The organism is Bythopirellula goksoeyrii (assembly GCF_008065115.1).
Classification (GTDB): domain Bacteria; phylum Planctomycetota; class Planctomycetia; order Pirellulales; family Lacipirellulaceae; genus Bythopirellula; species Bythopirellula goksoeyrii.
In genome coordinates, this window is sequence record NZ_CP042913.1 from 4,420,420 (window position 1) to 4,434,457 (window position 14,038).

10 protein-coding genes are annotated in these 14,038 nt (G+C 49.6%); 3 read left to right on the top strand and 7 right to left on the bottom strand.

The features are described from left to right. Positions 1-592: 592 nt before the first annotated feature. Complete coding sequence (locus tag Pr1d_RS17495; protein WP_148074729.1) at positions 593-1,231, top strand: EF-hand domain-containing protein; 639 nt, start codon at positions 593-595, stop codon at positions 1,229-1,231. On the opposite strand, the gene Pr1d_RS17500 is transcribed toward Pr1d_RS17495, so the two are convergent. The 4 genes from Pr1d_RS17500 to Pr1d_RS17515 all read right to left on the bottom strand — a co-directional run bounded on the left by Pr1d_RS17500 (position 1,217) and on the right by Pr1d_RS17515 (position 5,903). Beyond that, the gene (locus tag Pr1d_RS17500) at positions 1,217-2,578 is read right to left on the bottom strand and encodes a glycosyl hydrolase (protein ID WP_148074730.1); all 1,362 of its coding nucleotides are present in this window, start codon (positions 2,576-2,578) and stop codon (positions 1,217-1,219) included. The two genes, Pr1d_RS17495 and Pr1d_RS17500, sit on opposite strands and share 15 nt — an antisense overlap. Before the next feature lie 125 nt (positions 2,579-2,703). Beyond that, the gene (locus Pr1d_RS17505; RefSeq protein ID WP_168205316.1) at positions 2,704-3,705 is read right to left on the bottom strand and encodes a DUF1559 family PulG-like putative transporter; all 1,002 of its coding nucleotides are present in this window, start codon (positions 3,703-3,705) and stop codon (positions 2,704-2,706) included. 223 nt (positions 3,706-3,928) lie between these two features. After that, a complete protein-coding gene (locus Pr1d_RS17510) occupies positions 3,929-4,741 on the bottom strand; it encodes a PEP-CTERM sorting domain-containing protein (RefSeq protein WP_168205317.1) in 813 nt (270 codons plus the stop codon). Positions 4,742-4,796: 55 nt separating this feature from the next. Next, complete coding sequence (locus Pr1d_RS17515) at positions 4,797-5,903, bottom strand: hypothetical protein (RefSeq protein ID WP_148074733.1); 1,107 nt, start codon at positions 5,901-5,903, stop codon at positions 4,797-4,799. A 426-nt stretch (positions 5,904-6,329) separates the two neighbouring features. Here Pr1d_RS17515 and Pr1d_RS17520 point away from each other — a divergent pair, with 426 nt between their 5' ends. Together Pr1d_RS17520 and Pr1d_RS17525 are read left to right on the top strand one after the other, a co-directional pair. Further along, on the top strand, positions 6,330-7,505 hold the full coding sequence (locus tag Pr1d_RS17520; protein ID WP_148074734.1) for an AraC family transcriptional regulator: 1,176 nt from the start codon (positions 6,330-6,332) through the stop codon (positions 7,503-7,505). A gap of 107 nt (positions 7,506-7,612) precedes the next feature. Further along, positions 7,613-9,682 (top strand): glycoside hydrolase family 5 protein, encoded by a 2,070-nt coding sequence (locus Pr1d_RS17525; protein ID WP_148074735.1) that lies wholly within the window; start codon positions 7,613-7,615, stop codon positions 9,680-9,682. Between the two features lie 20 nt (positions 9,683-9,702). Here Pr1d_RS17525 and Pr1d_RS17530 read toward each other — a convergent pair whose 3' ends face one another. The 3 genes from Pr1d_RS17530 to Pr1d_RS17540 form a co-directional block, all read right to left on the bottom strand. Further along, on the bottom strand, positions 9,703-11,766 hold the full coding sequence (locus Pr1d_RS17530; protein ID WP_261343838.1) for an outer membrane protein assembly factor BamB family protein: 2,064 nt from the start codon (positions 11,764-11,766) through the stop codon (positions 9,703-9,705). Positions 11,767-11,993: 227 nt separating this feature from the next. Beyond that, entirely contained in the window at positions 11,994-12,434 is a 441-nt protein-coding gene (locus Pr1d_RS17535) for a hypothetical protein (RefSeq protein WP_148074737.1), read from the bottom strand. Positions 12,435-12,801: 367 nt separating this feature from the next. After that, positions 12,802-13,836 (bottom strand): TIM barrel protein, encoded by a 1,035-nt coding sequence (locus Pr1d_RS17540; protein ID WP_148074738.1) that lies wholly within the window; start codon positions 13,834-13,836, stop codon positions 12,802-12,804. Positions 13,837-14,038 lie beyond the last annotated feature (202 nt).

The window sequence follows — 14,038 nt, forward strand, 5'->3', positions numbered from 1 at the left end:
CAGGTGAACTAGTACGCTATGCCGATGGTACCTGAAGCCCCCCAACCGGGATTAAAATCTGGCCTCAATCCTCTGGCGAATTCAGTCGTCAGATCGGCGTTGGACGTGAGCAACTCAAGTGTCCTTCTGTCGCTCTAGACGAGTCCAAACCCGACATGATTCGCAGTCGATAGCCATCATCGATGTGCCGACACCGCAAGGGAGGGTGGGGACAAGATCGAAGGCGAGTGATGCAATCGCCCTGCCCTGCTTCTTAGCTAAGCGGATAAATACCCGCTTGCCATTTTGCCGATCTCTGAAGTACCCGTAATCTTCGAGAAACAATGCAATGCCGTGCAAGGGATTGCAAAGCACATTGAAAGTGAGTAAAGTACTATAGATACAGAGGAAAACGTCAATAGTGCCATTGCACTAGTCTAGATTCACACCGTAGAGGTCACAAGTTCGAATCTTGTGTCGCCCATTTGAACCCCTGCACTTTCTTGCACATGGCTGAAATCATAAAAATGTCTCTGAAAACCTCTAAAGAGGCGGATTTTTTAGAATAGATAGAATCTCTTCTGATCCATTTGCTATGCCCGAAAGATTTTTCATGAATGAGCGATTTTGCCAAGACTTCGTTATTCTACTGGTCATCTGCAACTTGGCGTTGGCTGGGTGCAGTTCAGGTCCTACGGCAATCCGACCAGTGGATATTGACGCAGATCAAGCTGGCGATCAGGCGATCGAGTTCTATGACAAGGATGGCGATGGCACACTCAACGTGGATGAATTAGCGGCTGTGCCCGGAGTCCTAAAATACTTAGATAAATACGATCAAAATGCTGACGGTTTGGTGTCTGGCGACGAGATAACCGAGCGAGTCGAACTTTGGGACGATCAAGCCATGGGGATCCGTACTCTCGATGTCGAGGTTACGATTGGCGCTCGGCCATTGCAAGGCGCCGAAGTGCGATTCGTTCCCGAAAGCTATTTGGGGGACGGCCCGAAAGTTGCCAGTGGTACGACCGACTCCAAGGGCTTTGCCAAGATATCCGTAGCGGTTGATGAGTTGCCTGATGACTTAAGAAAAGCGCGAATGCGAGGTCTCTTTGGTGGCACCTACAAAATCGAGGTCACTCATCCTACGCTGAAAGTTCCTGCAACCTACAATACTGAGACAACTTTGGGTGAAGAGGTGGCTCGCGACACTATTGGAGACTGGCTCGTCTTGAAATTAGACAAGGACTAAGTAATACCTCAACAACCTCGGTGCTATCGCTATAGTCATCCAAACAGACAGAAATATTAGATCCTTTGGCTCTGGAACACTTTCAAGACTCGGGGGCCCTGACGAGCCATAGTAGTTCTGCCATATCTCGCGGTCAATTGCGTCTACTAGCCCGTCACCATTTGCATCTCCCTGGTGAGCGAAGGCACCTCCGGTGAGATTGAAGCCGCGTTGCCAACGTAGAAAGTCCGCTCCATCGACGTCGCCATCGTCGTCAAAATCGCCGATGGCAGGTCCCGTTGGGAACGGTCGCGTACCCTTGAGACCCGCTGGATAGCTGGCTCCTTCAATGAATGCTGTCCAGAGATCACCTGAGTTGCCCACCGGATTGCCAACTCCCTTCCAATACTCCAGCGAGTACTCATTCCAACCGCCATAATCTTGATTGTGGACAAACCAACTCATTGAAATGATGTTGTGATTGCCAGGCGTCTGGTTCCAAGCGTGAACATCCGCAAAGGAACCGCGAATGAAGTCTGCGGTGACTGCCTCATTGATAGCCTGATTGCCAGTTGTAGCCGTAGAGCGGGCCCATTCGGTTATGTAGACTGAAGTATCGTGTTCACCATAGGAATCGATAACGGCCAATTGAGAGACAAAGGAATTGTGAAATTCTGTCACGGCGTTGCTAGCCGAGGCAAATGGATTGCCGTATGCGTGCAGGCCAAATCCATCGATCCCGCTACCGGGGATCGCTTGAATCGCCTGGATAGTTTGAGAAAGCCAGGTATTGCCTGCCATCCAGCGCACTCCTGCGATCACACCGCCGGGACTCGGGGGTGCGACAAGTACCTCATCTTGAGGTCGAACGGCTTTGATTGCAGTGCAGATTTCATGATAAACTTCGGCGTAACCCTGGGGAGTAATCTTGTTATCCGTCCACCCTGTGCCTTCTCCAATGATGTTTGGTTCGTTACCCAGGATCCAAACATTGGATTGACCGCCCAACGTATTAACCACATCAAGCACGGAATTTGCCCAGTCAGCCCGATCAGGATTCGTCGGTGCAGGTATAGTCTGCCCCCAGTCGTAGTCGATCCGAGTGATGATCGATGCTCCCTGATTGGCATAGATTGACTGGTAGAGGGGCTGAAAATAGTTTGCCCCCCACCATGGTACCGAGTGGGTCAGCACTGTCTCCGTGCTCCATCCCCCTTCAGCACCATCACCAACTTGGGAACCGTTGAAGTCCCACCAATGCACACCATAAAGACTCTCGCCATTAGCCCACAAATCAGAGCCTAAAGGAGGAATCCAAGCTGTAACTCCCCAAATCAGAACTCCTAAAATTATGCGATTTTGTGTCACAGGATGCAAATAAAAGAGTGAAATTCAATTCAATACATGGACAGTTGCAATTTGAGTTTCCAACTAAATTTTACGCTGGAGCGTCAGGCACACGTCGACGACGCGAGTCCAATGCGAATTGAACTCTAAGGCTGCTTGGTACAAATACCGACTTTCACCTCGTAGGTCCTGACCGAGCCTCCATCTGAGCGATGCCCCATCTTGCGATGCACTTCGGGATCAATTTCGTAAGAAACCGTCTGAACAGAGCCGTCTACATTGGCAAGATTACAACCCCCCGGGTGCGCGCTGCCAAAGCGTTCAGAAGCCCCCACGATTCCATCACGGTCTTGCAATGGAAGATAAGCTTCTCCATTCGCGGGATCTGTCTCGTCGTACCACACCGAACGATAGAGATCGTCCTGATAGCCGGTGTACATCGGCCAATCATCAGCATGGGCCAACCCAGTTTGGTAATGTTGCGGTTCAATGAAACGTTCGCCAATGGCATAGGTATTACTCAGACCATCCGTGATTTGACGTAGCTTCAACGCTGTACCGCAAAATCCAATGCCCGTATGTTCGTCTGCAGTAGGATACCAGTCAGAGAGTACGCCAGCATTGATGTTTCTTGGCGAACAATCCATACACCATTTTTCTAGCTCTTTGATATCTCCTGCGTTCTGAGCATAGTCAGCTCTACCGTGGGTCTCTGATAGATAGCCATTCTTGGGAGTGTGCCTCGCGGCATTAGGATAGGAATTGGCAGGTCGACGCGTGGGACAATTCATGACAGCAATTGCAATCGTGTCACGCTCACCCAGGACACGTTTCTTCTGGAATCCATTTGGCATTCCAGCAGCAATCTCGTGGACTGCTTGCTGTTCAATGTAAGGCAACAGATTATAGACCCATCCACCGGGCTGTTTCTCATCGGTTCCAAGATCAGGATCACCTACCCAATCTCCTAGCCAGCCCCCCGCAGGAAGATAGTTAAGCGCCGATTCATGCTGGAGCATGGCGAGAGAAAGCTGCTTGAGATGGTTCTTGCACTGCATGTTTCGGGCTGATTCACGCGCGGCTTGGACAGCTGGCAACAACAGCGCTACTAGTACGCCGATAATTGCGATGACGACTAGCAGTTCCACGAGGGTAAAACCAGAGACTCTCCTCTGAATTATTCTCTGACAGAATCTCAATTCCACTACCTCTCCCTGAAAGTGAATCACCTTGCAACGTCAAATTGACCCAACAAGTTCGCTTAATTAGTTCCTTCTCAATTCCGAGGAATACACTCAGATGAGTGTCGCTTCCGGCAGCGACTCGCGCTACCGGAAGCTAACCCAAATTCTGCATAATTGGATTCAAACTCTAATGACTTCTGCGAGCCAATAAGGCAGTTCCCAAACCGGCCAGCAGCAGGAGGCAGGAAGTAGGCTCGGGCACTTGCACGTCGATTTCCCATACAAGCGGTGAAGTATTCGGAGCGGTCAATCCGTCGTCGACGCCCGTCCACGGGTTATTACCGTCGAAGGGGTCCCGCATCTCTCCCAGCGAATTGTCGACCCCAAAGAATTCAAACTGAATGTTCGTCACGCCCGAGGCGAGTAATCCGCCTTGGTCGTCGAAAATCTCCAGGACTGTCGAATTATATCGAGGCGAAGAGCCAGAATTATTGACAGTTCCCGAGGGATCGGATTGGTAATAGCCGAAGGCGTTGGATCCAAGTAATGGCACAAATCCGCCCAGCGGGTTGAAGTTGGAGCCGTTGTCGGTTGATACGAAAATTCGCGAGGTGGAGAATATGCGCCCGTCACCGCCGTCGTTGCCGGTAAGAATCCTGATCAGGCCGATGTCGCTAGACGTCGCCAGATCGTACTGAATTCGCTTGGTCGGCTGTCCGACGGGAGGAAAGTCATTGAGCAGACCGGCCAAGCCGTTCTGGCCGGAGTCATTCGTGAATACGACCAACTGATCGGCGGGATTAGTATTCGCCGGATGCCAGCCCATATCGCCGGGCAGCTCGGTGGCGATGAGCCCCGAGATCAAGTCGCTGGTTGCGAGCCTCCCGTCAAGATCATTGCTGCCTGCACCGTGGAAGGTCTTCGCGGTCACTGCCGCTTGAGCATTGGTTGCCGCGATGCCGATGGCAAGCGCTGCAAGTATCATTGAAAACTTCATCATTAGTCGTTCTCCCATCTCAAAAGTTACTAGAAACCAGAAAAGAAACACAAAACAGTTACGAAACCTGACAAATCTCTTTTGAATTGCCGACGGGGCAACCCATACGCCTCCCGAGACCCATGGACACTATCAGAGCGGAGCCCAAAATGGCCATGGTATAGGGCTCGGGTACAGAAACACTGGCCGCAGTGAGCGATCCCTGACCGTACGTGCTTTGCCAAACACCCAAGTCCGTCCCGTTAACGTTGCCATCGCCAGTCGCATCTCCGTCGCCAGGCTGTGCAGAACCATCGTTGATCCCATAACCTCGCTGCCATGTCAAAAAATCTTCGCCATCTACATCGCCGTCCATGTCAAAGTCGGCCGACACGCTGGGACCTTCCAAAACATCAATTTCCCAGATTAGTGGTGAGGAAATCGCTGGTGGTTGTCCATCATCGAAACCCGTAAAAGGATTTTCTCCATCAAAGGAGTCTCGCTCCCAACCATCAGCATTATTGTTGGCATAGAAATCAAATTGAAGGTTGGTCACAGAGGAAGCAATTATCGGAGATGCGTCGTCAAAAATACTCATAAAGCTGACAAGCGTTTCTAAGTTCGCAGGAATATCGCCCGCACCACCAGGCCGGTTGATCGTGAGAGGATTATCTGAGGCATAGTAGCCATTCGAGTTAGCTCCCAGTCCCGGAACGAAACCACCTAGAGGCAAGAAGTTTGAACCGTTGTCCGTGGAGTATCGAATCACAACCGTGCAAAAAATTCGACCATCGACGTCGTTCTTATTCCCCGCAAGGATATTAATCTTGCCGATAGCAGAAGGCTGAGCGAGATCATACTGAATTACCTTGGTCGGAACACTCTCGCCAGGAAAATCATTGAGCAGCCCCGTCAAGATATTAGTGCCCCCAAGACCATCCGTAAAGGCAGGCAAACGGTCCGCAGGGTTCGTATTCGCCGGATGCCATCCCTGGTCCCCAGCCAGTTCGGTCGCAATGATGCCTTGAATTAGATCGTTGTTGGACAGCATTCCATCAAATAATGTCTCATCGAAATTGGGGTTCGGACCATGATCAGTAGCCACCGTAATCGCTGCATGCAACTGCGTGGTCGATAATGCAACCACTAAAAAGAACGTCAACGCGATTCCACTTTGCCTGTTCATTTAAGCCAATCTCCTCTCTAGGTGCATTCGAATCATTGCGGTGAAAAGATCTGGTGTGAGCATGGATGTGGCAGTTCAAAGAACTGTCACAACTTGGCAAGGCGCCTTGCTTTCTGAGGACGAGTGATTACCTGAATTAGGCTGCCCAACCAAACTACTACTCTCATAATATCCAAGAACTGTTGCAATATTGTGTAATCTTTTTATGATATTTAGTTACAGGAGCCGAGCCTTCATTTTGCTGATACGCCTAAGACTTCCCGCTAGGTTTCTCCCTCAGGACCGTCGATTTCCCGCTGAGGAAGTAATTAGCCAAAATTGTCGTATTAGCCATGAAAGCTGCTTCCTCAATCAAGAAGTTTCCCAGTAGTCCTGGAGCTTCGGCAGAGATGATGTATACACCTATTCTACTTAGAGTTTTCAGGCATGTCACGCCATTTGTCACGTCTTGAAGTAGCTTTGATCGTCGATCCGGCGAAACCTTATGATCGGCGGATAATCCGGGCAGTAGGTTCGTATGTGACCCAGCACCAACGCAATTGGTCGCTGTATGTTGAGCAGGATCCCATTCTCCGATTGCCCGATTTGCAGGCTTGGGCAGGCGACGGCATTCTAGCGAATTTCGATGATCGCAGAATCGCTAAGGCTGTGTCAGGTAGTAAAGTTCCAGTAGTTGGAATCGGTGGTGGTTATGGATATTACGAAGAAAATCCTTCGATTCCTTATGTTCGCACCGATAACCGAGCCATTGCAGAACTTGCTGCCCAGCACCTAATCAACTTAGGGCTACGGAACTTCGCCTTTTGCAGTGAGCCTCCAAATCGCTCCAATGGTTGGGCTCGTGAGCGGGCCGATGCTTTTCAGAGTATTCTGGACGAGGCCGGGTTTCACTGCGAAGTTTACACAGGGCGATTCGCAGCTTCGAGAAGGTGGCGTGAATCTCAAGCGGAATTAGAACACTGGGTAACTAGTTTAAAACCGCCGATTGGCATGATGGCATGTCGCGATGGGAGAGCCCGCCATGTTATGCAGGCTTGTAAGGAGATAGGATTACGTGTGCCTGAAGATATCGCCATCATCGGCGTTGACAATGACGAAGTCATCTGCGAGTTGGCGAATCCACCTTTGACGAGCATTGAACAAGGTACTAAGCGAATTGGATTTGAGGCTGCCGCTCTCTTAGACGTTATGATGAGTGGTAAAATTCCTGAGGATAAACATACTACCATTCCACCTGAGGGGCTTGTTGTCCGGCAATCAACCGACGTGCTTGCCACTGGTGACCCAGAAGTTTCCGAGGCTCTGCGATTCATACGTCGACATGCCACTGACCCAATCACGGTGCAAGATGTCCTTGATGTGGCCCAGCTTTCTCGATCAACCCTTGAAGCACGATTTCGCGAAGCGTTAAACCGATCTATCCATGCAGAAATCCACCGCGTTCAAGTTGAGTTAGCCATGCGATTGCTCACGACCACCAATATTCCCATTAAGGAAATCGTCAAGCGCGTTGGAATCTCTTCAGTCCAGTATTTTACTGCTGTTATGAGACGCAATACGGGTAAGACTCCCGGTCAGATTCGTGCCGAAACGCAACCATGACTTAGTGGCAGGATGCAAGTCCCAGTTTTTGAGACTAAAATAGACGAAGTTATTCAATGCACCATCGTGAAATTCAGAGTACATTCAGTTAACTAGCCAAAATACCAATGATCTCTAAACTATCTTATCGAACTGGCCTGAGTAGGCTCTTCACCTGCCTCGCATATAGTTGCGCTTTGCAGGCGGCTACATTCTCGTTCGGTGATGAGTTTTATGGACTCAATGCCGGGGCACCGATCTGGAACGGATCCATCCAGTTTACATCTCAAAAAGCGGCACAATTCGCAGCCACGGGCACCGATTCTATACGACTCAATTTCCGACTCGATTCGGGGGCTACTTCTTGGAACACCACGCAATTGAATCTTTATGATGAAGTAATTCAAAACGCAAAAGACGCGGGCCTTCAGATTCTTGGGCTCTTCTCCAATGAAACGGTTTCGGGCGGGCAGTCAAGCTGGAATGACGATCCTGATGGGGACGGTTTCAATTCTTACGTAAGCGACTTTGCCGATACGGCTCAGTTTCTGGTAGATCGATACAAAAACGACATCAAGCAATTCGAAATATGGAACGAGCCTAATGCCTGGTCGAATCCGAATTATCAAAGTGACCCACAGAACGCGGGTGGCACCTACATTTTACCTCGTGTCTATGCTCAGATGCTCTCAGAAACCTACCGTCATCTAAACACTGGCGGGCAAACACTGCTCGATGACTTCAATATCTCGCTTGCCACGGGAGGTCTTCTGGCTCACGATATTGGCGGCAGTTTTAGTACTGCAATGCCTTATTTTCAACAGGTATACGATCAAGCCACAGTCTGGAGCAACTTTCAATCCGATACAGGCGTGCAATATCCCTGGACGGACTTTGGATACCATTTCTACATCAGCCAGGGTGGTCTCGTTACGCAATCCCAACTTTCCAACTATCTTGATGCTGTTCGATCTACGCAAGCTGCCAATAACGATCTTTCAACCATTGCAGTTACTGAATTCGGGTGGCAAACCGTCGGGAGCAATACAGAGCAACTACAACGCGACAACATGGCAACCGCCTACGACTTCTTGGAGAGTCAAAGCTATGTGAGCAGCACTTATTGGTACCAGTGGGTAGATGACGGGACTGGCGCCTGGGGTATCGTCCATGGGAATGGAGTGCACAAGCTATCCTACGATGAGTTTTCTGGAAGGAATAACATTGTTCAACCCGGAGGAACAATTTTCATTACTGAGCATGCTGCCAATGATAATGCTTTGAGTTATTACTTTAGCTCCACCGATATTCTGCAAGGCTTGATAGCCACGGAGCGTGAAGGCGACAACGGCTGGCATTCTGCGAATCCTGCTTCATCGAATGGCTCCTATGATCCCAACGGCCTTCCAGCTTTTACCGACGGAGAGGGAGACATTGGGACCGGCTTGACTGGCCTGCTGAATGATTTCCCTGGCTCTGGCTCTCCGGCCAAGCTGATTGAGTACGAACTAGGAGCAGCATTTGACCTCGATGAGATTCGCATTTTCACTGGTAATAATGGATCTGATGGACGAATTTTATCCACTACCGGGATTTGGACATCTACTGATGGATCAAACTTTGAGTTTCTTGGATACTTCCAATCCGATCCATCGGGATTCAATAACAACAGTAATACTCCTGGTGGACCCGATGGCTCAACTCTCGTACGTATTCTTCGCGACGACGCGCTTGCACTAGCGACTGATATCACTCATTTGAGATTTGATTTCTACGCTGTGTCGAATGTAAATGGTGTGATGTTTGACCCCTTTAACGGCATTAATCCGTTCACAGGTATTGATGACGGCTTTGAGTCCGCTTATGTTTCACCGCTTGTTCGGGAGATCGATGTCTTGGGATCATTGTCGGTTGTCGATAGTGCCGATTTTGATGCAGACAACGATGTTGATGGCAACGATTTTCTTATCTGGCAGCGTAATTATCTCACTGGTGATACACTGGCGGAAGGCGATGCCAACAGTGATGGGCTGGTCAACGAAGTCGACTTAGCTATTTGGCAAAACCAATATGGCATGATCTCTTCCACCGCGAATGCTCTGGAAACCGTACCTGAACCATATGCACTAACTCATATGGTCTTTAGTCTTCTGGCAGGTGGAGCATTCCGAGCGAGAAATACAAGTCGCGTTTTCTAACAGAACTCGTGCCTTTGCTTTTAAGTGTCCAGCAACTGCAGTGAAGTCACGGTACCGTCCATGTCGGCAGCGACAAGAGTATCTATGCCATCAGTTCCGATTCCAGAGAGACAGTATAGACGGGGACTAATCGAATACTGGAGGGTCTGCAGACCGGAATCACAAGCGAGAAGCGTTAGGATTCCAGTGTCGGAGAGCACTGCCACCTGTCCAGCACATTCAACTGGTTGATTCGGCACTCGCCCCGTCGGCACTTCAGCATCCCAAATACGATTGCCCTTACGATCTATTCGTACTAAACGGTTGTCGAGGGTTTTTGCATACAAGGAGTGATCTGATTGACCTGCGGCAATCGAAGTCACTTTGTCTTGGAGGACCGCTTGAAAATCGCCATTGAGCGCAAAGCTTCCAAGCATCCACGCACGGTTGTTGGCGAAGAGAGATCCTCCGATAGCGACTATCGGATTATCTGCTGCCCCATAGTAACGGCTTTTAACATCCTGGTGTCCTTTGGGAGACCACGATTTCCAGATAACGCCGCCTGTATTACAATCAACTGCGTAGATAAATCCGTCCCAGCTACTAATAAACAGTCGGTCCTCGAAAACAAGTGGCTGGGCTTCAAATGCATAACTGGTCACTTCTCGCGACCACCGGATTTGTCCGTCGTTGAGACTTATCGCATGAAGCCAACCCGCTCCGTCAGCGAGATATGCGAGCCCTCCATGCACTCCCGAAGCAGCATAGAGTGAGTTAGGAAGCGATATTTTCCAAATACTTCTTCCGTCGGTCGCTCGCAAGCAATGCAACCCTCCGGAAATATTGCCCACCAGTATGCGGTCATCCGCTGCAGTGAGACTATGCACGACTTGACTGTGAGTATCATACGCCCATTTCTTTTCAAGCTTTCGTGATAAGCCGACGACTAGACCTGAGGTGTTGGCAACTATGATCAGATCGTCTTGTACTAGGGGACGGGCCTTAACCCCCGCTCCAAGATTGGCTTCACTGATTAGAAAAGGTGCATCTTTGACGGGGAGCAGTTTGAAACGCTCTGCAGTCGTGATGGCTAGCCTCTTCTTGCCCCGAATGCGAGCCGATACGAAATGCCAGCCTGGGCAAAGATTTTCAGTATCGAGCAAGATGTTGTTGGCATTTGAGCCCTTGGGAAGTTGCAGAGAGTGCTCCAGGTCACTATCAATCCATATACGTAGGCGTGCATGACGTGGCAATTTAGGAATCTGAACAGGCAGTTGGCCACCTGAAATGGGTTCATTCGGTACTCCCAGAGAATATTCAGAAATGGAGGCTACGTCTTCAAGTTTTTTTTCTAGAAGCGGCACAATCTGGAGCCTTTCGACGGACTCCTTTTCATAGCGGAACATCACTCGGAGCGTGCCGTCTACCATAGTTACGGTGTTGTAGCCCGTGTGCTCGCCAAAAGTCGCGCCTCCATTTACTCGGTCGATTCCCTGCCAGCGTTGGCAGTGAACCGTATGCCAGTGACCGTCCATGATTAAGGCCACCCTACGACCGATGAGTAATTTTGATAACCTGAGCTTATCGAACTCGCTCGCATAGCCTGCATTACCAGAAAGGGGATGATGCATTGCAATGAACAAAAGCTTATCTCTGGGAATCTTTTCTAAATCAGTTGTTATCCAATCAAGAGTACGACGGTCCAAACAAGGCAAGGGATCCAATAGTCCAGAAGAATTGATGCAGAGGAAGTGACAGTCCCCAATGTCAAACGAGTACGAATCGTCGCCATAGGTCCCTTTTAAGAGATGATTAATTTCTCCCCAGGTGTTGTCGTGATTGCCTGGCACAAGGCTAACGGGACAAGCAATCTTAGCTATCGCCTGTTCGAAATCTTGCCAAGCTAAACCAACTGGGCCATATTCCATTACATCGCCAGTGTGAATCGCAAACGCTGGCAAATCCGCTTCTATTCCATAGATCTCCTGAACAACCGGCTCACTACTACACTGGGCGAGCCACTTCAGCGTTTTCACACTGCGTCCATCCTCGTTGTGAACTAGTCCACTTGGGCGAGGATCAATGTGCGTATCCGAGAAATGGATGAAGGAGAAATTCGCACCTTCAAGTTTGCCTGATGGACGAGCAAATTCAGCAACATGTCAATGAAATCGCTTGAAACCGGTCAGTAAACCAAGTGTCATTCCTGAGAGACACGTGGCCAGAAAGTTGCGTCTGCTGTGAGCATTCATTGGACACTCCCACAAGTTGTCGCAGACATATCATGTCCCCGCTTGCAAGTGAGTTGAGCGAAGAGATCACTCAGACTAGTTTATCTCGACGAAAGTCTCCTCGTCAAACTCTCGAAATTCATTGGCATATTGTGCCTCGGCACCCCTTGTCGTGTAAGCGACCGCGTGTGGCCAATTTCGCCGGAACAAGCTGGCTGACGATTGTTGCGAATACAATCAACGAAGATTCGCATTTCGATTAAGTAACTAAACGTACGCAGTCCGCCGCCCTGCCGATCTTCCTCTGCCTTGGTTAATTCATCCTTTAGGCTTGACACGCCCGCAATTTGAATTTCGTCTCCAATCTCCTCATTCGGAATCTTGTGGGCACGTTTCGACTTGTCATAGTGAAACAATTCCTGTTCCGAGGTGATACGCAAGGCACTTTCAGTGCCGAGTAGCAATTCGCCGTAGCTCCCTTGATAGTTGAAGCCTTGATGGAAATCCTGACTGAAGCAAACGATCACATCCCCATCGAACAAGTACTCTACGCTGCATACATCGTAAGTTTTTCGGTTGTCTCGATACAGACTGACCGCAAGATCGCAGACTCTCTGTGGAGGTTGACCAAAGCAAAATGAATTTGCTCGCTGGGGTTGCTTGTGAGAGTTTCAGCGCTGCCAAAAAGTCCAGTTGATGCCAAGGCAACTCCCAATGAACTACCAAGAATTGATCGACGGTCGATTTCCGCCATAATCAATCTCCGGTTCTTATGCACAATATAAAAATGAGAGAAGTAATCTGTTCGATATTACTCCAAGTATTGCAAGCCACTGCTGCTTTTATGGCGACAAGTTAGGGCGTTCGATTGATCTGCTCTTGGAACATGTATGTAACCAAATTTCGTGATTAACCACTCATTAGATGGTTGAGAACAATCATCTCGAGAGACTCGTAATCGTGACTCTTCCTGCACTCTTCGACCGCATTTTGTGGCAGGCTGCGTGCCTTCTCGACAAGCTTCAGAAACACCTGTTTGCTGTTCGCGAGGTGCAAGTGAGACGTCTCTTGCGACTGAGTTCGCATGGCTTTGACGTCCAATCCGACAAAGCGCCCTGTACGAGCATAACCTGCTTCTTCCAGCACGCGCACCTGATTAAAGGCTGCTCTCAAATTCACACTGCCAAAAGTCTTGTCCTGATCGAATTTTAGTCCGTTTTGATCGTTGAGATGAACGCTCCAAAGTTTGTCCATTTGTAAAGCGAACGCCATTTCATCCGAGGGGTCGAGTCCAGTAAGTTGCGCATGGGCAGTTTCGATAAGTCCTCCTACCCGCGTTGGATCACTGGCTTGCCCTGCTAACGCCAGCGCATGACCGATCGTTGGCAAATACGCCTGGTCGACCGGTTCATTGGGTTTCGGCTCGATTGCAATCCGTAAATTAGATTCATATTCAAGTAGCGTATTCACTGCTTCCAACAGCCTCGAATAAGCTGTACGGGCACACTTAGCTTCACGAATGTAGGTACCTTCTCTCGCACCCCAGAGCACCAGCAGATTGACTCCCAACTCGTTTGCAATGTCGATGGCCTGTTTACTACGGTCCAGCGCCCACTTTCGGCACTCAGGGTCGTTCGCAGTGTATCCGCCGTCGATTCCACGAGGATCTTCCCACAACCGAGGAGCAACAAACTCAGGCACTAAGCCACTGTCGGCTAGTAGATTTTTGAGTTGTCTCGCCTCTGTAGAGATTTCAATGGCAGATTTACTGTCAAGATTCGGCACGGCGTCGTCGTCGTGCAACTGTACTCCTTCAAATCCAAGCTCTCGATAGATCTGCAGTTTTACGGCGAAGGCAATCTCGTTGCGCGTGGCAGGACCAAATGGATCGGCGCCGCCATGAATATTCCAAGGACCGAAGGAAAACCGATACGGCTCACTCATTCCAGCGAACTCCTGGTGTCAAAAAATGAATCTGATGCAGTTGAGGTTGCAGAGATAGCAATGGTATTTTTTTCCGGAGAAGAGATTTCAGTAATTCCTGCAAGTTTGGCAGCTTCAGCAAAACTATATAGTCCTTGAGAATCGCCAAATCCTGTCACACAGCATGCACCCGCCGCTGCTGCCAGCCGTCCCGAACATCTCG